Source organism: Idiomarina sp. 29L (assembly GCF_004123135.1).
In the GTDB taxonomy this organism is placed as follows: Bacteria; Pseudomonadota; Gammaproteobacteria; order Enterobacterales; family Alteromonadaceae; genus Idiomarina.
Window position 1 is genome coordinate 154,421 of sequence record NZ_SDJS01000005.1, and the last position, 20,200, is coordinate 174,620.

General features: G+C 45.0%; 17 protein-coding genes. 9 read left to right on the forward strand and 8 right to left on the reverse strand.

What is annotated here, in order from left to right:
• Positions 1–37 precede the first annotated feature (37 nt).
• Complete coding sequence (gene hsdR / locus EST55_RS11445; RefSeq protein WP_129497563.1) at positions 38–3,565, reverse strand: type I restriction-modification system endonuclease; 3,528 nt, start codon at positions 3,563–3,565, stop codon at positions 38–40.
• 250 nt (positions 3,566–3,815) lie between these two features.
• On the opposite strand from hsdR, the gene EST55_RS11450 reads away from it, so the two are divergent.
• From EST55_RS11450 to EST55_RS11465, 4 genes are read left to right on the forward strand one after another with little or no spacing between them, the layout of a single operon-like run.
• On the forward strand, positions 3,816–4,196 hold the full coding sequence (locus tag EST55_RS11450) for a hypothetical protein (RefSeq protein WP_205702591.1): 381 nt from the start codon (positions 3,816–3,818) through the stop codon (positions 4,194–4,196).
• On the forward strand, positions 4,186–5,526 hold the full coding sequence (locus tag EST55_RS11455; RefSeq protein ID WP_205702592.1) for a nucleoside 2-deoxyribosyltransferase: 1,341 nt from the start codon (positions 4,186–4,188) through the stop codon (positions 5,524–5,526). The genes EST55_RS11450 and EST55_RS11455 overlap by 11 nt, the downstream gene beginning before the upstream one ends.
• Positions 5,523–6,143, forward strand: coding sequence for a 7-cyano-7-deazaguanine synthase (locus EST55_RS11460; RefSeq protein ID WP_129497564.1), 621 nt, complete (start codon positions 5,523–5,525; stop codon positions 6,141–6,143). The genes EST55_RS11455 and EST55_RS11460 overlap by 4 nt, the downstream gene beginning before the upstream one ends.
• Complete coding sequence (locus EST55_RS11465; RefSeq protein ID WP_129497565.1) at positions 6,140–6,805, forward strand: hypothetical protein; 666 nt, start codon at positions 6,140–6,142, stop codon at positions 6,803–6,805. Before EST55_RS11460 ends, EST55_RS11465 begins: the two co-directional genes overlap by 4 nt.
• 181 nt (positions 6,806–6,986) lie before the next feature.
• Here EST55_RS11465 and EST55_RS11470 read toward each other — a convergent pair whose 3' ends face one another.
• Positions 6,987–7,550, reverse strand: a complete 564-nt coding sequence (locus EST55_RS11470) for a 3'-5' exonuclease (RefSeq protein ID WP_129497566.1) — start codon at positions 7,548–7,550, stop codon at positions 6,987–6,989.
• Between the two features lie 240 nt (positions 7,551–7,790).
• Here EST55_RS11470 and EST55_RS11475 point away from each other — a divergent pair, with 240 nt between their 5' ends.
• Positions 7,791–9,017: an FISUMP domain-containing protein gene (locus EST55_RS11475; RefSeq protein ID WP_164976542.1), complete on the forward strand. Its 1,227-nt coding sequence runs from the start codon at positions 7,791–7,793 to the stop codon at positions 9,015–9,017.
• Between the two features lie 26 nt (positions 9,018–9,043).
• On the opposite strand, the gene EST55_RS11480 is transcribed toward EST55_RS11475, so the two are convergent.
• The 6 genes from EST55_RS11480 to EST55_RS11505 are packed head-to-tail and all read right to left on the reverse strand — an operon-like array spanning position 9,044 to position 15,339.
• Positions 9,044–9,661 carry a class I SAM-dependent methyltransferase gene (locus EST55_RS11480; RefSeq protein ID WP_129497568.1) on the reverse strand — a complete coding sequence of 206 codons (618 nt, stop codon included), beginning with the start codon at positions 9,659–9,661 and terminating at the stop codon, positions 9,044–9,046.
• A 51-nt stretch (positions 9,662–9,712) separates the two neighbouring features.
• Entirely contained in the window at positions 9,713–10,795 is a 1,083-nt protein-coding gene (locus EST55_RS11485; protein ID WP_129497569.1) for a serine hydrolase, read from the reverse strand.
• Positions 10,792–13,209, reverse strand: coding sequence for a serine hydrolase domain-containing protein (locus EST55_RS11490; RefSeq protein ID WP_164976543.1), 2,418 nt, complete (start codon positions 13,207–13,209; stop codon positions 10,792–10,794). The genes EST55_RS11485 and EST55_RS11490 overlap by 4 nt, the downstream gene beginning before the upstream one ends.
• 11 nt (positions 13,210–13,220) lie before the next feature.
• The gene (locus EST55_RS11495) at positions 13,221–14,495 is read right to left on the reverse strand and encodes a serine hydrolase domain-containing protein (protein WP_129497571.1); all 1,275 of its coding nucleotides are present in this window, start codon (positions 14,493–14,495) and stop codon (positions 13,221–13,223) included.
• Positions 14,492–14,704: a helix-turn-helix transcriptional regulator gene (locus EST55_RS11500; RefSeq protein WP_129497572.1), complete on the reverse strand. Its 213-nt coding sequence runs from the start codon at positions 14,702–14,704 to the stop codon at positions 14,492–14,494. Before EST55_RS11500 ends, EST55_RS11495 begins: the two co-directional genes overlap by 4 nt.
• Positions 14,704–15,339 carry a hypothetical protein gene (locus EST55_RS11505; RefSeq protein ID WP_129497573.1) on the reverse strand — a complete coding sequence of 212 codons (636 nt, stop codon included), beginning with the start codon at positions 15,337–15,339 and terminating at the stop codon, positions 14,704–14,706. Before EST55_RS11505 ends, EST55_RS11500 begins: the two co-directional genes overlap by 1 nt.
• Positions 15,340–15,528: 189 nt before the next feature.
• Between EST55_RS11505 and EST55_RS11510 the strand changes: the two genes are divergently transcribed.
• The 4 genes from EST55_RS11510 to EST55_RS11525 all read left to right on the forward strand — a co-directional run bounded on the left by EST55_RS11510 (position 15,529) and on the right by EST55_RS11525 (position 20,197).
• Entirely contained in the window at positions 15,529–15,825 is a 297-nt protein-coding gene (locus tag EST55_RS11510) for a hypothetical protein (RefSeq protein WP_129497574.1), read from the forward strand.
• Positions 15,826–15,842: 17 nt separating this feature from the next.
• Positions 15,843–16,262, forward strand: coding sequence for a nuclear transport factor 2 family protein (locus tag EST55_RS11515; RefSeq protein WP_129497575.1), 420 nt, complete (start codon positions 15,843–15,845; stop codon positions 16,260–16,262).
• Positions 16,263–16,361: 99 nt separating this feature from the next.
• A complete protein-coding gene (locus tag EST55_RS11520) occupies positions 16,362–18,230 on the forward strand; it encodes a DUF885 domain-containing protein (protein ID WP_129497576.1) in 1,869 nt (622 codons plus the stop codon).
• A gap of 134 nt (positions 18,231–18,364) precedes the next feature.
• Complete coding sequence (locus EST55_RS11525; RefSeq protein WP_129497577.1) at positions 18,365–20,197, forward strand: ABC transporter ATP-binding protein; 1,833 nt, start codon at positions 18,365–18,367, stop codon at positions 20,195–20,197.
• Positions 20,198–20,200 lie beyond the last annotated feature (3 nt).

Consider the following 20,200-nt stretch of genomic DNA (forward strand, 5'->3'; position numbering starts at 1 on the left):
GTAAGGTATTAAATCCGATCGCAGTATTATACATATTTTAGGCCGATTTCGGCGGCCAGATGCCTTCGCTAAGTTCATCCAGCACGGTGTCTAATTGGTTACCAAGTATTTTATCCAGACGCTTTGCTCCGCCATTGTCAGCGAACCGGTCATTCACGAATGCTTTATCAATGATGACTTCGTGAACCAATTGCTTGCCTAAACGTTCTAGCCATTTTCGTTGAGCTGGCGTCCACTGATGGCTTTGGTAAATACGTTGCATGGCCTGTGCCACACGCTGCTCAAATGGAATGAGTGGTTCACCAATGGCTGCCCGTCGAATATGACCGACAATACTGGCCGCAATGTCTTGGTTGGTTTGATTGCGCACAGCTGTTTGCAATTTCGCTTCATTGTAACCAGCACTATCCAGCATTAATTTGATTTCTTTAAGCTGTTCGCGCGTTAAGTCTCTCGGCTTATTAACGACGACTGATAACGCGGCGTTTTTATTCAGTTGATCTTTAATGAACTGGTTAAAACTGTCCAAGTAATCTTCCGGACGTTTATGAGGGCCATACGTTTGCTCTCGTTCACGCAGCTCGTCCTCATGCTCGGAAATAATAGGTTGGCGCTCACTGCCCAATAATTCATTTACTTCAGCAAGCTGGTTGATAAGCCCGGTGTGCTTCTTAATAAATTCAGAAGCTTGCTTAGGGCCTAATTGGCGTAAATGAGTGTGTAATGACTTCGGCTCAACGCCCCACAGGTCGTTCAACTCCCCAAGCTTTTCCTTTAATGCCGGTTTGGATTCGGAGCGCTTTTCGGCCTTACGCAAAACACGCATTACCTTTTGACTTAGCTGACTGAGAATAACGTCCGCATGCGTTTCATCAGATTGCTCGCCAGGAACATTGAGTGCGCGCTCCAGGGTTTCGTCATCAGTCAGTTCTTCCACCAGCTGCTCAATGCTGATGTTTGGGTCGCGTACCAGTGGCTTCATGGTGTTCACATCATTCAAGGCTGCATAGATATCAACCGGGTCATAGATGCGAAATACAGTTTTACCGATTTCATCACATCGACGCGTAGCTCGGCCAATCATTTGCTCGTAAAGAATGCGCGATTTAACGCGTCGCATGAATACAAGATTACAAATCTTAGGAACGTCGATACCTGTGGTTAATAGGTCTACGGTTACTGCGATATTCGGATAGCGCTCGTTTTTATACTGACGAATAAGCTGATCAACTTTGTCACTTTTGCCGGTGATTTTGGCAACCGCGGCCTGATTGTACTCACCGTTGTAGATCTCTTTAAACGCATCATCTAATAAGCGCTTTACCATGTCCGCATGCAGATCGGTGGCGCAGAAGATCATGGTCTTTTCATCACCGAACGGATCAAGCTCTTGCACTAATTGTTCGCATATTACACGGTTAAAATTCTCGTTAATGACTCGGCGGTTGAATGTATCAACTTCGAAATTGAGCTCGTCTTCAAGCTCCGCTGACTCGACTTCTCCGGTTTGCGTATTTATAGCGCTAACTTGCTCACCTTTTGAGAAGTTAATGCCGTTTTGGGTGAGAAGTGTCTCGTAGCGAATAGGAGGCTCGTGATCGATAAGCCAGTCATCGGCAACTGCCTCTCGGTATGAGTAGGTGTAAACAGGCTTGCCGAAAATATCGCTGGTATGTTTTGCTGGAGTTGCTGTTAAACCCACCTTTACAGCGTCAAAGTAATCCAGTACTCGGCGATAGCTAGAAATATATTGGCTTGCATCACGGGTTGCGAGTTCACCTTCTGTCATTTCTTGATCGAGTGTGTATCCGCGATGAGCTTCATCCACGATAATACAGTCAAATTGATCTATTGTTGGTGGGTTTTCGTCTTTAAAAACACGGTAAACCATCGCCTGAACAGTAGCTACCTGGATCCGTGTTTCGGCCTCGGCAGCCATGTCGCCTAATTCCGCTACATTGTATATTTGGGATAGTGTTAAATTACCTTCCAATGGCACGTCGTTGAATGCATCTATTGCTTGACCACCAAGCGATCTTCGGTCTACCAAAAATAGTATTCTTTTAAATCGTTCAGTTTTCAGAAAGCGATACATTAACCCAATGGCTGTACGTGTTTTACCAGTACCTGTCGCCATTGCCAGTAATGCACACCGTGCTTCCTCCGAAAGTGCATTTTCAACTGCTCTAATGGCCTTTTGATGGTAACCTCGAAGATCTAGGTAGCCAAAAGGTTCACGCTTCAACTTTTGCTCTGCTTCCTCTCTGTTGCGAGACAACAGGTCTAACAATCCTTCCGGCGAGTGGAATGCTTGAAGTGCGTGCTTTGTATTTGATGGTCTTCGAACATCTCTAAACCAAGTTCCTGAATGTTCTGCTAGTTGTGGTACGTAAGGTCGACCATTGCATGAATAAACAAACGGCACTTGATAGAAACGAGCATCTCCATCCGACCAAGGCTTATCACGCCCTTCGAGTTCCCACGCAGCTCTCATTGAAGCATCAACCTGAAGCCCGTAACTGTATCGCTCTGCTTGTTTTATTTTTCCAGCGACGTTCTCATTTTCTTTCTTGGCTTCAACGACAGCGACAGGGGTGAGACCAGCAAACAAAACATAATCGGCTCGGCCGCCTTTGCTTTCATGTTTGGTTGGCCATTCAGCAATTGCCTTATTCTTGCTTTTTTCTGGACGCACACCGCTCTTGTAGGTGATGTCTTGGCTATCAGCTTCCCAACCGGCTTCGGTTAGCTGTTGGTCAATCAGAATCCGAGTAAGTTCTTCGTTCAGAACAATGTGTTGGCTTGCTATTTTGGTTCTTTGAGTAACAGCAGAACGCTCTTTACTTTTGGCCGACTCGTCTTGCTGCGCAATTTGACGTTGTAATAATTGGAGTTTACTTTCGTACGCTTCGCGTTGACGATTCAGCGCTTGTTCATGAGTTAGTGCTTCCGCAGTTTTGGAACGCGATTCTTGATCCATTTCATGAGCCAAAGCCTCGTACTCATCTTTCTCTTTAGCTAGTAAGTCCTGAAGTTGCTGGCTGTTGTCCAACTCCATATTGGCTTGCTGCAAATCGGTTTTTAATTTGTCGATTTCAGCTTGCAGGTGGCGAAGGTTTGAGCTTGGATCTGATGGGGCTATAAACGGACCAGGATTGAATTTAGTTCCTGACTTGCCAAATGAGCGGTGAAACCAGACAGCTAACGAACGTGCAATTTTGAGCCCATTTAAGGCTTCTTTATGCTGGGTGCGAAACTGGTGGGTTGCTTTGTTACCTTCAATTCGAAGCGTGTGAAATAACTCCCGAACGACGGGCTCTAAGCTTATTTCTCGATTTAGGCGGTAAAGTAAATCGGCCTGACTTGTTTGTTCATCAAATTCAAGACCTGAGAGAGCGGCTATATGTTGCGCCAGAGCTTCACCGAGCTGACGTAGTTTGATAAGAGTTGTATTGGGGTCGCTCGAAAACGCGCGTTCAGCTGCCGATGCCAGCTCGACGAACAATTCATCGTGCTCCGCTAAAAAAGCGAAATTAGCTGACCCATGTTGCCCCACTGCATTCATCTTAATTCCTTTTTCGCCGATTCCTGATTGTTCCTATGAAACAAATCTAGCAATCAAGATACCAGTTTGTTAATTATTGGCAAAGGGCTCATGGTCCCTAGCAATTAAAAGAATAGAGGAACGAGACTAATCAGCACTAGAAGCAATGATGATTGGATGATGCATCAAGGAGTAGTTTGACCGTCGATTGAAAAAGGCCTAACTTAATTTCAACAGTTACTGCACTCAAATATAAAACAGGGAGAATCTTATGGGAAGTACTGGTTCAGGGAGCTTTACTGATTACTCAGGCACACCGCCATCGGAATCAGGAAACGGAATGGCTGGTGGCGCCAGTGGCACTGATCGCTGTTTGCAGGCTTTTACTGTTGGACTGGAAGAAGTTGCTCAGAGTGAATATTACGACAAACTAAGAAGATTACCGAATAAAGGTGAAACACTAAAAATCATTCTGGACGGGCGACTTTTTGCTGTTAATGAACAAGGAATGAAAGTGGGGGCACTACCAACTTCGCACAACTACCTAGCAGGGTGTCTCAAAGATGGTTTTACATATTCAGGAATAATCACAATGGCTACAGAACAGCCTGTACCAAGAGTTTCAGCCGACTTTGTAGCTGATGATGCGTGAGGTTTCTGATAAGCCGCTGCTGATCGGTGAAGTCTACGTCGACTATACCCTGCCTAAAATAGGGGGTGATCAAAAAGTTCGTCTTGGAGGATTGGTTCATGCCGCCCGCGGTCTTTGGGCAGCTGATATAGCCTATGCTGTAGCTGCCATTTGTCCAGCTTACCTTAGAACCGAAACTGAGAATTATCTGAAGTCACATGGTTGCACTGAAGTCATATGGCTAGGTGCAGTTTTCGATGCCCCAAACGTGATGATTATAGGGGACCCAACTGAGACATCAGACCAGGGCTATGATGATTTAATGAGGCAAGTAAAAAGGATAGTTTTCGAAGATGTCGATAGTACTTTAGACAGATTCAGACAGGTTGTTATTTTCCCCGGAAAATTTGAGCTTGGTTACTTAGCGAAAGTTTTGCATCTAGATGCTACCGTCTTCCTAGATATCGCTTATGACGTTGGCTCCTTAGCAGAATTAAACTGTTTCGTTGGCCGAATTCATGGTTTGTTTATTTCAACTTCATCAGGACTTTTTCTAAATAATTGGTCTAGCGACATAACAGGTCTAATCGAAGGCTCCCGCTCATTAGGTGCCAGCCACTTGATTTTAAAGGAAAATAGAGGAGGTAGCCGTTTATTCGACCTCAAAAATAGTAAAGTCATTGAGTTACCGGCTTCTTTGTCCTCAACAGTTAACTCGGTCGGTGTAGGAGACGCGTATACTGCCGTTGCGTCTGCTTTAGTCCCAACATTAGGATGGCATGAAGCTATCGTCCGAGGTGTGCAGGTTGCGACTGCTTATACTCAAACAACTTTTCCTGACGACCTCAAGTTAGATGTGACGCGACAATTCAATCTTGATGATGCAACTTTCATGAATCTTGGGGGGTGTAGGCTACCTTGGCATGAAAGGCCGAAGTATAAAATTTATATGGCGGGGCCGGACTTCACTTACATAAACAAGCCCGAATTTGATAGTGCGCTAGATTCATTAAATTATCATAACTTTAACGTCAGGCGACCTGTAAAAGAAAACGGAGAGTTGAAAAGAGATGCTGCGCTTTCGGAGCTATTAAGTGTGTACTCCAGTGATTATCAACTCTTAGTTGAGTGCGATTTATTATTTGCTGTCCCGCTTGAACGTGACCCTGGCACTTTGGTTGAGGTCGGATTGGCTATTGCTATGGGGATTCCAGTGATAACTTTTGACCCAAGACACGAAAACCAAAACACCATGGTTATAGGTGGAAGTGCGGCTTATAGTGATAGTTTGGATGAATGTATCAATGCCGTGTTTTCTCAAATTTCAAACATGCGAGCTGAAACGTCATGAAACAAGCAATGTTAATAGCTTCTGGAGGGCTAGACTCAACTACGGTGGCTTATGAACTCGTCAATCAGGGTGTTGTGGTAAAGCCAGTCTTTTTCGATTATGGACAACATTGTGTGGAAACTGAGTGGAAAAGGCTAAACGAGGTCCTACCTAACGGCGTAGAGCCTCCTGAACGAATAGACATCAGTGGAATATTCAAAGGTTCTAACTCCCGTTTGGTCTTGGAGGCAAACCTCTGGAAGGACCCAGTTAAAGATGATGATCTATACATTCCTTACAGGACAATGCTATTCTTCGCCGCCGCAGCGGCTCGAGCTCAAACCCTGGGTATTTTTGACGTTTTTACTGGGTTCATAAATAGTAATCACGCTAAAGAAATCGATTGTAGTGCATCTTTTCTGAATGGTTTGGATGAGCTAGCAGAAAATGTAGGGGTAGTTCGATTCCACTCACCATTTAGGTATTCATCAAAGCGTGACGTACTAGAAAAGGCGCTAGAGCTAAAGGTTCCGGTCGGGCGAACATTTTCTTGTCAAGCTGCATCATTGTTCCCCTGCGGGGCCTGTCCTAACTGCGTTGAAAGGTTAAATGCATTGCACGAATTAAATTTAATATGATGAACGTAAAGCAAGCTTCGACAATAGACTTATTAACTGCTGCAAGAAAAATAGCAGATTATTCCTCTAGAGAATTTGGGGAAAACCTTGCTTTGAGTAATAGAAGAGCGGCTTTTAATCACATGGGCGCTGTGTTGGCAGATTCAGTTCTCCAAGCAGGGCTCAACTACGCCACAGTCGTTCGCCCTCGGGTTGAATATATTATAGAGCAATTCCCTACTACTAATACTGTTAGTAATCTATTGACGCTAATTAATGAGGGGCAGACAGCATCTATACTGCAGTGGAAACATCATCTTAAGATAATGAGATTTGAGCTTCTCGTTAATTTTTTATATGAAGAGAATGTAGAAGCTACAGATGACTTGCGGATTAGGCTTACAGACGAAAACTTCAAGTCTGGCTTACTATCAATTAATGGAATCGGGCCTAAAACTGTTGATTATATGGCATGCTTAGTAGGGATTGAATCGATAGCAGTTGATCGACATGTACGAGCATATGCGAAAAAAGTTGGTATTGTTAATGACGACTACTACTTTCTTCAACGCGCATTTTCTTACGCAGCGGATTTAATGAATACCTCTCGTAGGGAATTTGACTCTTGGTTATGGCAAGTGAGCTCATTAAAGCTGAAACCTCAGTTAGAACTGAGTATTTAATTTTCTTAGATTGACTAAGAAAGCCATAAACCGGTGAGTATTGCGGTTAGCCTAATTCGATAAGCATGACGAATAAACCGTAATGCATTGATTTAATTGGATTTAAAATGAAGTTCAACAAGCAGATCCAGAACATCGAATAATGTCAATGTAGCCTGCGGTTATTACCGCAGTTGCGATCTCATAACTCAGTAAACCTCAGCAATCGAGCAATATTTAATGCATCATCAATACCGCGATGGTGTGTTCCTTCAAACGACAAACAGTGATATTTCAGGGCATTGGCTAAACCAGCGCTACGACTATTCACTTTGCCCTGTCGCCACTGTTGTTTGATGTTAATGTGCGGCAGCGAGAAAAACTCTGGGACTAGGCTATGACGCCTTTGTTCTGCGCTAATCTGGTTTTTGTCGTAATTACCCCATGAGCCCCAGGCCGCTAAATCATAATTCGCCAACCACTGGTTTATCTCAGGCACTACGTCTTGATAAACCGGGGCTGAGTCAACATCCCTCTGTGTAATACTGGTTAATTGAGTACAAAAATCGCTGAGCTTTGGATGTACCTGTGGACGAACCATAAACGAACGGGAATCCACCACGGCTCCGTCTAATTGCGCGATGGCACAACCGAATTCAATGATCTCCATGTCATCGACTGTTTGCTGACGATTCAAACCTTCAACATTGCCGTCCCAGCAAGTGGCTTCAAGGTCGATGATCAGAATGAGCTTTTGTGAGTTCAATAGAATGAATTACCTCATTTTAGTCAAAACAACTAATCATTAATTTCATTCACTAACCAATAAAACACAGTTTTTATAACTCATTGATTATAAAAAGATAAAATATGGCATGCTATTTGTATTATTTTCTGGTTATTACATTAAGCATTCAACGCGCTATTTCAATATTACTGAATTATAAAGTAGAGGGGTAGCGCGTAAAGTACATACAAGAAAGGCATGACACAGAGAGAACTGAAAATGAAAAAGTGCTTATCATTAGTCATAATATTACTTTGCTTAGCTCCTTTATACACGTTTAAAGTCAGCGCGGCTGAACTGGCAGAGACCATGGTTAAACAAGACAAAAATGTTGGTCACTTCAATAAAGTTGTTTTCTCCGGGGGAGGAGATCTAATTGTTGCACCCTCACCAAGGGCAACCATGGAAGTCGTTGGTCATGCATCCTGCTTAGATTTATTAACTACTGAGAACAAGTCCGGCACACTCATCATTAGCAGAAAGCGTAACCAACCTAATGATTGCAAGCTGTCTATCTATATTAGCCTACCGAAGTTGCTCGAAATTGAACAACGTGGTGGAGGTCAGGTATTGATAGAGCCTGGCTTTGACCCCGTTGACACATTTAAGTATTCCATACATGGCGGTGGAGCGGCTGACCTGCAGAACTTTAAGGTAAATAGCTTTTATGCCTCGATAAAAGGCGGCGGGAAATTGTCCGTTTATGCTGAAAAACGCCTTAATATCAATATAAATGGCGGCGGGTTAGTTTTATATCGGGGTGCAGCGGAGGTGAGTGATTATATATCAGGTGGCGGCACGATAGAGAAACTGAAAAGTGATAAAGCGATTGAATCAGGCCAGTTCACCGATGTAAGAGATAACCGTACTTACAAAACCGTAAAAATAGGTGAGCAAGAATGGATGGCGGAGAACTTTGCCTATTTACCTTATGTTTGCAAGTCGATTGAGCCTCATTGCGGTGTTTGGGTTTATGGTTACTCAGGTGACGGCATTGCTGGCGCCAAGGAAAGCGCTGAGTATAAAGAATATGGTGCGTTATACAGTTGGAGTGCTGCCAAAAAGTTAGCGCCAGATGGATGGCGCTTGCCGAGTGACGAAGATTGGCAAGTGCTTGAGAGATATATTGGTATCGAAGCGTCAGATATTAGAGCGAAAGAATGGCGTGGTAACAATAGCGAAGCGGATAAGTTAAAAGTCAACGGTTCGACCGGGTTGAATGTGGTATTCGGTGGGTGGATGACAGATTACGGCAAGTTTAATTTTATCGAAGAGCATGCAAACTTTTGGTGTTCAAATGAAGTTGATGAAGAGCGCGCCTGTGAGCGAATGATTGGCGTTAATAATGGCAAAATCGGTCGTGCTGCGGGCATGAAAGGTTGTGGTTTTAGTGTTCGTTATATAAGAGATACTCCTATTTCGGTAGCGCAAGCAAATACGCATTAGTTTGACGGTCAACTGACTTCAAAGAATCATTCTTTATACGCGACGACGAAAAGTGATTCGCGTGAGCTTTCCCACTCGAGTTCAATTTTAAACCCGGTATGCTCCAGTATCCTTATAAGCTCAGCCTTCGACAGCATTGAGACGGGAGGAGCAAGGTTTAATTTCTGCATTAGCCTAATGAGTATCCGGAATAATGGGTTAACTTCTCTTAACAACGATGTGCTCGTTATAAAAACGCCCCGTGTTTTGAGTCGGCTAGAGACTGTTTTTACGGAAGCCCCTACGTCATCGAGGAGGTGTAATACGTTAAGAGCCAGAACTGCGTCAAATTTGGTTGCCGAGTGGGGTAATTCTTCAACAGAGGCACACAGAAATTCTATATTATTGAGCCCTTCTTTTTCTGCGGCCGTTACCCCGTGTTGTACCATGAGTTCCGAAATATCGGTGGCCACAACGCGTTTCACTTTTCTTGCATGGTAGATTGCCGTTGCACCGCTGCCGCAGCCAACTTCAAGAATAACATCGGTTGGTCGTAAGTACTTTGAGGTGATTTCTAGCTTCTTCCGGTATGTTTCCTGATCCTTTATTGGCCTTTTTATATATTTCTTTGCCGTTTTATTCCAGAAAGCTCTAGAAGTAAGCATAATGTTGATCCATGGATTCAAAGTGTTCTTTCACTGAGTGCAAACTCAGTGTTAGTTAACTGCCGGCAGAATGTATTCTTCCAAAAGCCCAAAGGCTTGTTCCATTTCCGGAAATTGTCCGTAGTACTCGCCGGTAAATACTGCGACTAATTCTAACTTCGGGAAAATCATAATGAACTGGCCGCCGTTCCCCCAGGCTTCAATAGAGTGAATGGTTTGACCATTGATGTTTCGGTTTCGCATTCTCCAAAGGTAACCAAAGTCTTCACCCTTAAAGTTACTGGTTGCGTGCTTTTGGGTTGATTCGTTTATCCAGCTTTCAGAAACCAGCTGACCTCCTTTCCACTGCCCTTGGTTCAAAATCAGCTGCCCAATTTTGGCCATATCCCGAGGGCGCATATTGAGACCTCCACCGGTCATTGCGAGTCCCTGGTTGTTGAGTGAGTTCGTTATTGGCCAGCGGACGTCATCAATACCCATCGGTTCAAACAGAAATTTATCGGCAAATTCTGGAATGCTCATGCCCGAGGCTCGGCTAATAATATTCCCCAGGGTAACAACACCACTTGTAGCGTAGGAAAACGAGCTCCCGGGATCTGCTACTAAAGGCTGATCCAGGTAAAATTTAATCCAGTCATCGGTTGGGTACATTGCATCTTCATTGCCTTTAACTCCTGAGGTCATGCTTAATACATGAGCAATTGAAATGTCATTTTTTCGTGGATCCCAATGCTCAATCTTTCCGTTGTATTCAGGGAAGTAGGCAAAAACAGACTCGTTTACTGACTTGATGTATCCTTTGTCTATAGCAATCCCGATGAGCAGAGAGGTGATGACTTTGCTGGCGGAGCGCGTTGAATGCAGCTTGTCTTTATCAAAGTTATTAAAATAAGTTTCGAATACCAACTTATTATTGCGCACAAGAAGCACGCTACTAATGCCCGGATAGTTATCGGTGAGCAGCTTGCGGTGCATATCTTTAATTAAACTGGCCTTGATGTTCTGTTTTTCGAGCTCTGAAACTTCCCATTCATGCTGGCTCGTGTCTGAATTATAGTTTTGCTGTGATTGACTAAAGCAAGCTACTAGAATTAGGCAACAAAGCATCAGCAGGGATAGGCGTGTCAAATTCATAGCGATGCTCCGTTGTGGTTCAGATAATCAACAATATCTTTCGCCAAATTCGACGAAAAAAGCTTGTCAGAATTGCTAAAAATAACGACACCGTTGCGACTTGCGGGGTCGAACTCCACATAAGCAAGAAAATCACCGTTATTGCCTGAGTGATAATATTTTAGTCGCCCATCAACTTGTTTGGCAGCAAAGCCTAAAGCTCGATGAAGCTTTCCTTTTTCATGAGGAACATCTGTCTGAAGCTCGAGTAATGCTTCAACAACCTTCTGCTTTTTAGCCGTGGCAGGCACTAAAATATCTGTGATAAATTTGGCATAGTCGCCAGCCGTGGTTATTAGGCTGTATGAGGCACCAAAATTGTGGTCATGCTTATCGTTATCGGTGGGTTTTCCATTGCGGTGTCCAAACGCCTTTTGTTCGGGTATGCGTTCATCCCAGACATACTTCATGAAGCCTGCGTCAATTTCATTCGTTATTTGTTCGTCAATCAAGGCCTGCAATCCACTATCATCAACCTTCCGTTGTTTCTGCAGAACCTGCCTTAAATATTCATAACCTTCGCTCGAGTATTGAAAGCTCGTTCCTGGCTTGAATAAAAGTGATAACTGGCCTCCGGTATCAGATCGCCAGTTAGGTAGTCCCGAAGTGTGAGTTAACACCATCCGGGCGGTGATTAACTTATGCCATTCATTTTCCGCGAGATCGGGATGGGGTAAATAGGTATAAAGCGGTTGGTCGAGTTCAATTACGCCCTTTTCTGCCTGAAGCAACGTAAAGTAAGCAAAAAGTGGCTTGGATAAAGAGGCTGCTTCAAATAGCGTTTGCGATGTAATTTCAGTGCCTGTATCCGAGTTAGCCACACCAACCCCCTGGTTAAAGGCTATTTCACCGCTCTGAATGATCGAAACGGCAAGCCCTTCGACGTTGGCTTCATTCATGCTCTTTTCAATAAAGTGTGTCAGTGTTTGTTGTCTCGGCTGGTCATAGTTGTAGCCGCTTTCCAGTGTTACTCGAACCCAATTCACCTCGCCTGTTTTGCTGGGTAAAAACTCAAACGTCGTATTTGATGCCGGGTCGATAAATTTATAGTTATCGACGGCAACGAGCGGAGCGGTGCCACCATCAACATTCGAGATTAAATGCAATTGTTTACCCTTCACTGCAAAAACGTGCTGTACTTCGTTGCCCGATGGTTTACCAAACGTCCCGGCTAAACTGGGCAGCTGCTTAGAGTCAATGTTGTATCGTTGGTAAACGTTGGGTTGAATGGGTTCCCAGCCATACTGCTGTGCGACAGTTCTGGCGATAGCGGCCATCAAGTTAAAGCCGTTATCACTGTTGGTCATAATAACCAGCGCTTGTCGGTTCTGTACTGAGCCAACCATGTAGCTTGTAAAGCCCGGAATACTGCCCCAGTGGTCAAAGATGATATCTTCTGAGCCGTCTACATAGTGCTTTTTGAACCCCAATCGGACTGGGTTTCGAGCAAACATTTGCTTGGCTATTTCTTGCGAAACCAATCGACTACGCCCGGAGTGGTAATCATCAATGAGCGTCATAGTAAAAGTGGCTAAGTCAGTAGGTGTCGTCCATACACCGCCTGCTCCTTTGAAGGGAAAAAGCTGGTAAGGGTATGGAGTAACGTCTGCGTTATAACCGGTTGCACGATGAGCCATAAGGCTTTTAGGAATAGGCTGCTTGAAAGAACTACTTTCCATGTCCAGTGGATCGAATATCGCGTTCTGAACTGCAGTTTCAAAGCTTGTTTCGGTCACATCTTCAATAAGCTGTTGAATTATCGTATAGCCCGGGTTGGAATACTGATACTTCTCGCCAGGTGTTGTAAAAAGCGTAATCTCAGGGCCGGTAAATGGCGATTTTCCGGCGAGCATCTGAGTCACCGTAGGCGTTTTTTCATCGACCGCGTAAGGTGCCGGAACATGATTACTGACACCGGCGCGGTGGCCGATAAGATGCCGAAGCGTGACTTTTTGAGTCTCGGTGAATTCATTAGCAGGGAGCTGCCACGAGGTTAAATAACGATTGATATCGTCATCAAGATTGACTTTACCCGCGTCGACCAGTTGCATTGCTGTCACTGCGGTCAGCGGCTTACTGAGGGAGGCGCCGGCGAATACGGTCTGAGGTGTAACTAGCGAGAGCTTACTGAGTTCTGCATAGCCGTAGGTTCGCCGCCAGGAAATTTCCCCGTTATCGATAAAGGCCATACTGACACCCGGAACATTATCGTGCAGCATGACCTGGGCAATTGACTTGGTTTCTAAGTGTCCCTCTAAGTATTGATTTGGCAACAACCGTTGCTCAATAGCTTGCACTCGTTCTATCGGCTGAGCCAAAGTCGAGCTTATGGCGCTGGTTAAAAGAAACAGTGCTATTAGAATTTGCTTCTTCATGGTCATGGCTCCTAATTTAAGCGCACCATCGTAAATGCTTGGTCGTCAAATCGTAATGTCGCATGAGCCTTATGCGTAGCGCTTTCAAATGAAATAACGACGGGTATATCAGTTAATTCAAAGGTTTTTTCGTCAATAGCGTGGAGTGGCGTTTGTCGAACGGTGTCACCTTCAGGAGTGAATTCATGATAAATCAGGCGGTTATCCATAATACTCAGTTTAATTTTGTTACCGCCCTCATCTTCTTTTAGTCGATAGTTGCCCACATACAACGAAAGTGTTTTCTCAGGCAATTGCTGGTGGGGACGGTGTTCAAAGCTTGGCAAGTCCAATCTGGGGTCGATTAAATGAAGTGCGATATCCTGAAGGGCATCGTCAGAAGCTGAATTACTGAGCAAAACAACACCGACGTTATTATCCGGACGGAACGCAATAAACGACTGATGTCCGTTGCTGTCTCCTCCATGGTAAAAGGCATCAAAGGTTTCATTTTGATAGTGCTTCCAGCCCAAATGCTTGGTTTGTTGCATTTCGTGTTTTAAGAAACGCACCAGATCGTTTGCAGTGGAGTAAAGGCCGCCAGCTCCGTAAGCAACTTCCGGGACTTCTGCCGGCGACTTTATAGGAATAGTGGTTTGATGGCGGGTGGCGAGAATTTCCGCGTGAGGAGTAAAACCCGTGTTGGTTAGCTTAAGTGGCGTCAGGATTTCTTTGTTCAGTTGGTCGCTAAAACTCGAATCAGTAATCCTGCCCAGTGACAGCCCGAGAATCGCCATGCCAACGCTGGAATATGAGTTATCGGCAGGTAGTTCAGTTTCACGTGATAGGGTTGCGAGCAAATACTCGGTACTGTTTTGGGATAATGTTTCGTGTGATAGATCTCGGGGCAATGCCGCGGTGTGATTCACCAGATATGCTAGGCGGGTATTGGCGTTATCTTCAACATCTGGCCAAATATCAGTGAGCAATGTTTGTTGTGATAAAACGTTCTTTGAGTCGAGTGTTTCTAAAAGCTCTGCGGTAAAAAGTTTCGTCAATGAACCAATCGCAAATTGCGATTGTTGTGATAACGGCTTTTCGCTATTAGTCTGTGAGACACCGTAACTGTAGAAATAGGTGCCGTTGGGATTCACAAGCGCAATGACGACACCAGGGCGGTGCTGGTTATTTACCGCAGTATGAATGCTTTGCTTAACGTCTGACGGGATTTCTGTGAGCTTGGCAGGATCGTAATTTTGGCAGGCTGAAAGTAACAAGCATAGCCATAGTAAAGAGAGCCGTTTCATGATTCATCCTCTTTGTATTCAAGTAAATCACCCGGTTGGCATTGCAGTACCTCACACAGCTTCTCTAAGGTATTAAAACGGATGCCACGAACATGACTGTTTTTTAACAGCGACAAATTGGTTTGTGAGATACCAATCTCATCGGCAAGATCTTTCATCTTCATTTTCCGACGAGCCATCACCACATCCAGATTTACAATAATTGGCATTAGATAATCTCGTCGTTTTCGGTTTGTAAGGACAATCCCAAAGTGAAGGCTTTTGAGATAGCTAAAAGAAATAAACCAGCAATAACCAAACCCCAGTAGAACGAGCTAAAGATGTAAAAGCTTTCGCTATTGGCGGGCGATACCTTGATGTGTGTGATATAGAAATCAGCAATATTTAAGGCGTCCGGCATAAAAAGATAAAAACGAGCGATAACTTCAATATAGAGCAGTGCTGCGAGAGCGATAAGCGAAATGGCGACCTGCTTCAGCAGCTTGGGTGTAGAGACTTTGAATGGCCTGTCCGTTAGCAAGTCACTTACGAACAGCCGTAAACCGCACAAAGCGTAACCAATCAGTCCACCAATTAATAGAATGGTGAGCGCCCGGCTAGCCGCAAATCCGAACCCCTCTGTCTGAATATACAAAGTGCCTTGGTTTCCTTCGAGCCCCCACTCCCCTGCAGGAAGAACCTCATGGTATGAGGTTTCTGCGTTAGCGAACGTAACTTGCCAAGTGGTCAGTAAATGTTCGTCAAAAATCGGCAGAGCTATCGCAACAAGAGCTAAGCTTATGGTCGCGAGCACGGTAACAATGAGAGCGAAGTTGACGAGTCTGTATAAGTTTGTTGCTGTCATAACCAGTTAAAATTGAAGAATAATGATTAAAAAGTAAACCATAAAATAATCTTTAGCAATAAAAAATTTATGTAAAACATAAAGTATGTCAGGGTTAGCAAATATTTACCTTTGACTACAACAATGATTTGGATTTACTTATGTTCTGGTAACTAAGTTGTCTATATACTCAGGTAAAAGGTTTGCCGTATGCGAAAAAGTGACAGAAAAATAGAGCGCGAAATCATCCGCGAGCTGACTAAGGTGTGTGAGGAAGCTAAGTTTGATCATGACGGCTTTATTTGGCTGACGCACGAAGTGGATTACCAGCATTTTCCGAAAAGTTTAAAGGTAACGCTGGTTTTTAATGAACAGGTAGATGAAACCGTTATGCTGTCAGAGTTTAGCCTTTTGATTCCTAAGGTGCAGGAAGCGCTGGAGCCTGTCATTGGTGTTATATTGCCAGCTAAACAAATTGAGGCGTGCCGCGAGCACACAATGCACTGACGGAGTCAGGAGTTCCTATGCGCTTTTTAAATGGTTGTTTAGTCCTTTTCTGCTTAGTTTTATCTGTACCAAGTTTCGCGGACTCGAATCGAGTTCAACAAGTTGAACAGTTTGTCGCTGCGTTTAATGCCCATGATGCAGAGCGAATGGCACAATATGTTACTAAAGACGTGCAGTGGCTATTCGTAAGTGGCGACGAGATCACGGTTGAGACCAGTGGTAAAGATAATCTGGTTGCCGCTATGAGCGGTTACTTTGAGTCTTGTCCTTCGTGCCAAAGCCAATTAGCAAACTTTACCGTTTTAGGTCGTCGCCTCAGCGTTGTGGAAGAAGCCAGCTGGCGCCAGAACGGCAAGCCTCGTTCGCAGAAAAGCCTGACCGTTTATGAGTTTTTCGATAACTTAATTCACCGCGTTTATTATTTCCCTACTGAATAAGTCGATTGACCTTAGTAACTGACCTCACCACCGCGCATACATTGACATCCTGCGCTGCAACCGTTATCAAGTTAAGCACAACAACAGGAGAACACACACATGTTTGAATATAAGAAAATTGCGCTGGCGGTATCGCTGGTGTTAATGACAACTGCATGCTCTGACGCTTCTAAAGAAGAAGCGGCCACAGCAAATGCTCAGTCTCAAACCGCAACGTCTGAAAACACTACTCAGAATGCTGAACAGACTGAATCTGAAAAAGCCAATAAGCTGTTTGAAGACATTTTCATGGAAAATGTTATGCGCAGCCCAATGTACCAGTCCTACCTTGGTATTAAAGACGACCAGGATAAATGGGATGACATTTCTGAAGCACAGGCGGAAGAAGATCTGGCACTGACGAAGAAGCACTTAGAGCAAGTTAAAGCGATTGACGAGTCGAAGCTGAACGAGCAAACCAGAATCAGCTGGATGCTGATGAAGCAAAAACTCGAAAACGAGATCGCTGACTTTAAATGGCGCCATCACAACTACCCGGTTAACCAAATGTTTGGGTTGCACTCAAGCGTGGCATCACTGCTGATTAACCAACACCGCATTAGCAGCGTGGATGACGCGCAAGACTATATTTCTCGCTTAAATGGCTTACCGGAATTGTTTGAACAGTTAGCGGAAAACCTAGAGCTGCGAGCTGAAAAAGGCATTATCGCACCGAAGTTTGTGTACCCGTACGTCATTAGCGATAGCAAAAACATTATTACCGGTGCACCGTTTGACGATGGCGAAGCCAGTGCACTGTGGGGCGACTTCACCGGCAAACTGGATAAGTTGGAAATCGACGAAAGCCAGCGTGAACAGCTGCTCGCAGACGCTAAAAAAGCGATGTTAGAGTCAGTGAAACCAGCTTACGAAAACTTAATTACTGCGGTAGAGGGTATTGCCGAACAGGCCACGACGAAAGACGGTGCCTGGAAGTTCCCTGATGGCGAAGCGTTTTATAATAACGCGTTGCAGCGCACTACTACGACCGACCTGACAGCCGAAGAAATTCACGAAATTGGTTTAAGCGAGATGGAGCGTATTCATAACGAAATGCGCGGCATCATGGAGAAAGTGGGCTTTGAAGGCACGTTGCAAGAGTTCTTCGTGCACATGCGCAACAGCGATGAGTTCGTTTATCCGAATACCGAAGAGGGCCGTCAAAAATACTTGAATGAAGCGAAAGCGATCATTGATGATATGCGCGGTCGTTTGGATGAACTATTTATCAACAAGCCGAAAGCCGACCTGATTGTTAAAGCGGTTGAACCTTTCCGTGAAAAGTCAGCGGGTAAAGCCTTTTATCAGCAGCCTTCTATGGACGGCTCACGACCAGGCACCTACTACGCTAACCTGTATGACATGACTGCTATGCCAACCTATCAGATGGAAGCTTTGGCCTACCATGAGGGGATTCCCGGCCACCATATGCAGATCGCCATTCAGCAAGAACTGGAAGGCATTCCTAAGTTCCGCCGTTTTGGGCGCTATACCGCTTACAGCGAAGGTTGGGGTCTGTATACCGAGAAACTGCCAAAAGAGATTGGTCTATACAAAGACCCGTACTCAGACTTTGGTCGCTTAGCGATGGAATTGTGGCGCGCAGTTCGATTGGTTGTCGATACTGGCATCCACGCGAAAAAATGGACGCGTGAAGAAGGCATCGATTTTTATGTCACCAACACCCCGAATGCAAAATCTGACGCAGTGAAAATGGTCGAGCGTCATATTGTTATGCCAGGGCAGGCAACAGCCTACAAAATTGGCATGAACAAGATTCTTGAACTGCGTGAGAAAGCGAAGTCAGAGCTGGGCGAGAAGTTTGATATTCGCGAGTTCCATGATGTGGTCCTGGGTAGTGGCCCAGTACCGCTAAATATTCTGGAGCAGTTCGTTAACGATTACATTAACGAGAAGAAAAACGCGTAAAGCAATCGCGAATTAAAGCCTGCAACCCAAAATAAACAGCGCATTGCTTTAGTCGGCTCTGCGCTGTTTTTTTATAAAAGTCAGAACACCTTAAAACTGATATTATAGGCTCGATATTCATCGAGGAGTGATTCATGTTTTCCTGGTTTGAGCGCCGACTAAATCCCTTCCCACCTGAGGAGCCGCAACAGGCTCCAACAGGCTTTTTCGCTTTTTGTTGGCATTACACTAAGGGCGCGACACCGTTTATTCTTGTGACGGCTTTATTAATGGCGGGCATCGCCATTGCAGAAGTTTGGCTATTTGGCTTTTTAGGGCAAATTGTCGACTGGCTGGCTGCGCAAGACCGCAATACGTTTTTAAGTGACCAATTTTGGCCGCTTATTGGTATGAGTGCCTTGGTATTGCTGGGCTTACCTTTACTTGTATGGTTTCATTCGCTGCTGACGCATCAAACGCTGTTAGGCAACTTCCCTATGCGTATTCGCTGGCTGGGACACCGCTACCTGATGAAACAGTCTATGAGCTTTTATCAGGATGAGTTTGCCGGTCGTGTTGCTACTAAGCTGATGCAAACCGCGCTGGCGCTGCGGCAATGCATTATGACGTTTATTGAAATCGTCAACTATGTGGTGGTGTACTTTCTGGGGATGTTCGTCATTATCGGTAGTGCCGATTGGCGAATGATGCTGCCATTAGCTGGCTGGCTTGTGCTTTATGCGTTGCTGTTGCGTTATTTTGTGCCGAAGCTTGGCAAAGTGTCGGCAGAGCAAGCCGATGCCCGCTCCGTCATGACCGGCCGAATTGTAGACTCTTATACCAACATTCAAACGGTGAAACTGTTCTCCCACTCTCAACGTGAAGCTGCATTTGCGCACGAGGGCATGGACACCTTCTTAGGTACAGTTCATAAGCAAATGCGCCTGGTGACCCAGCTTTATGGCGCACTGTATTTCATTAACTGTGCATTATTGTTTGGCTCAGCGGCCACCGCCATTTATCTGTGGATGGATAACGCAGTCACGTTAGGTGCTGTCGCCGTAGTTATTGGTCTGGTTTTGCGGCTTTTTGGTATGTCACAGATGGTGATGTGGCAAATGTCGACGCTGTTTGAAAGCATCGGTACGGTGCAAGATGGTATCGGGTCTATTGCGGTGCCGCAGCGTATCGTTGATAAATCTAACGCGCCTGCATTAACCGTGGAGCGTGGTGACATTCAGTTTGATCACGTGCAATTTCATTATGGCAAGGGCCATGGCGTGATGGATGACTTTAACCTGCATATACAGCCGGGTGAAAAAGTGGGTATTGTCGGGCGTTCCGGCGCTGGAAAGTCCACTTTTGTGAATCTGCTATTGCGGTTTTACGACGTGGAGCGTGGCGAGATTCGTATTGATGGACAGGCGATACATAACGTTCAGCAAGACAGTTTGCGCGAAAATATCGGCATGGTCACACAAGACACGTCGCTGCTGCATCGTTCGGTGCGAGACAATATTTTGTATGGGCGCCCTGACGCCAGCGAAGAAGAGTTAATGAATGCAGTCCGCCGGGCGCATTGCGAAGAGTTTATTGATGAGCTCAGTGATAGCAAAGGACGCAAAGGTCTGGATGCTCATGTCGGTGAGCGTGGCGTCAAACTTTCCGGAGGTCAGCGACAGCGCATAGCTATTGCCCGTGTCATGTTAAAAGACGCACCAATATTAATTTTAGATGAGGCGACATCGGCACTGGACTCTGAAGTTGAAAATGCGATTCAGGAAAACCTGTATCAATTGATGCAGGGGAAAACGGTGATAGCCATTGCACACCGTCTTTCAACAATAGCGGCGATGGATAAGCTGGTGGTGATGGATCAGGGACAAATTATTGAGCAGGGCTCTCATGAAGAACTACTGGCAAAAGGCGGTTTATACGCCAAATTATGGCGTCATCAGTCCGGTGGCTTTTTGGCAGAAGAGGCATAATCA

Bases quoted from the DNA above. Each gene is read 5' to 3' on its own strand.
- EST55_RS11510 (WP_129497574.1), top strand. From the start codon at position 15,529: ATGCGAAAAAGTGACAGAAAAATAGAGCGCGAAATCATCCGCGAGCTG.
- EST55_RS11485 (WP_129497569.1), bottom strand. From the start codon at position 10,795: ATGAATTTGACACGCCTATCCCTGCTGATGCTTTGTTGCCTAATTCTA.
- EST55_RS11455 (WP_205702592.1), top strand. From the start codon at position 4,186: ATGATGCGTGAGGTTTCTGATAAGCCGCTGCTGATCGGTGAAGTCTAC.
- EST55_RS11495 (WP_129497571.1), bottom strand. From the start codon at position 14,495: ATGAAACGGCTCTCTTTACTATGGCTATGCTTGTTACTTTCAGCCTGC.
- EST55_RS11505 (WP_129497573.1), bottom strand. From the start codon at position 15,339: ATGACAGCAACAAACTTATACAGACTCGTCAACTTCGCTCTCATTGTT.
- EST55_RS11465 (WP_129497565.1), top strand. From the start codon at position 6,140: ATGATGAACGTAAAGCAAGCTTCGACAATAGACTTATTAACTGCTGCA.
- EST55_RS11500 (WP_129497572.1), bottom strand. From the start codon at position 14,704: ATGCCAATTATTGTAAATCTGGATGTGGTGATGGCTCGTCGGAAAATG.
- EST55_RS11520 (WP_129497576.1), top strand. From the start codon at position 16,362: ATGTTTGAATATAAGAAAATTGCGCTGGCGGTATCGCTGGTGTTAATG.
- hsdR (WP_129497563.1), bottom strand. From the start codon at position 3,565: ATGAATGCAGTGGGGCAACATGGGTCAGCTAATTTCGCTTTTTTAGCG.
- EST55_RS11475 (WP_164976542.1), top strand. From the start codon at position 7,791: ATGAAAAAGTGCTTATCATTAGTCATAATATTACTTTGCTTAGCTCCT.
- EST55_RS11450 (WP_205702591.1), top strand. From the start codon at position 3,816: ATGGGAAGTACTGGTTCAGGGAGCTTTACTGATTACTCAGGCACACCG.
- EST55_RS11460 (WP_129497564.1), top strand. From the start codon at position 5,523: ATGAAACAAGCAATGTTAATAGCTTCTGGAGGGCTAGACTCAACTACG.
- EST55_RS11490 (WP_164976543.1), bottom strand. From the start codon at position 13,209: ATGAAGAAGCAAATTCTAATAGCACTGTTTCTTTTAACCAGCGCCATA.
- EST55_RS11525 (WP_129497577.1), top strand. From the start codon at position 18,365: ATGTTTTCCTGGTTTGAGCGCCGACTAAATCCCTTCCCACCTGAGGAG.
- EST55_RS11515 (WP_129497575.1), top strand. From the start codon at position 15,843: ATGCGCTTTTTAAATGGTTGTTTAGTCCTTTTCTGCTTAGTTTTATCT.
- EST55_RS11480 (WP_129497568.1), bottom strand. From the start codon at position 9,661: ATGCTTACTTCTAGAGCTTTCTGGAATAAAACGGCAAAGAAATATATA.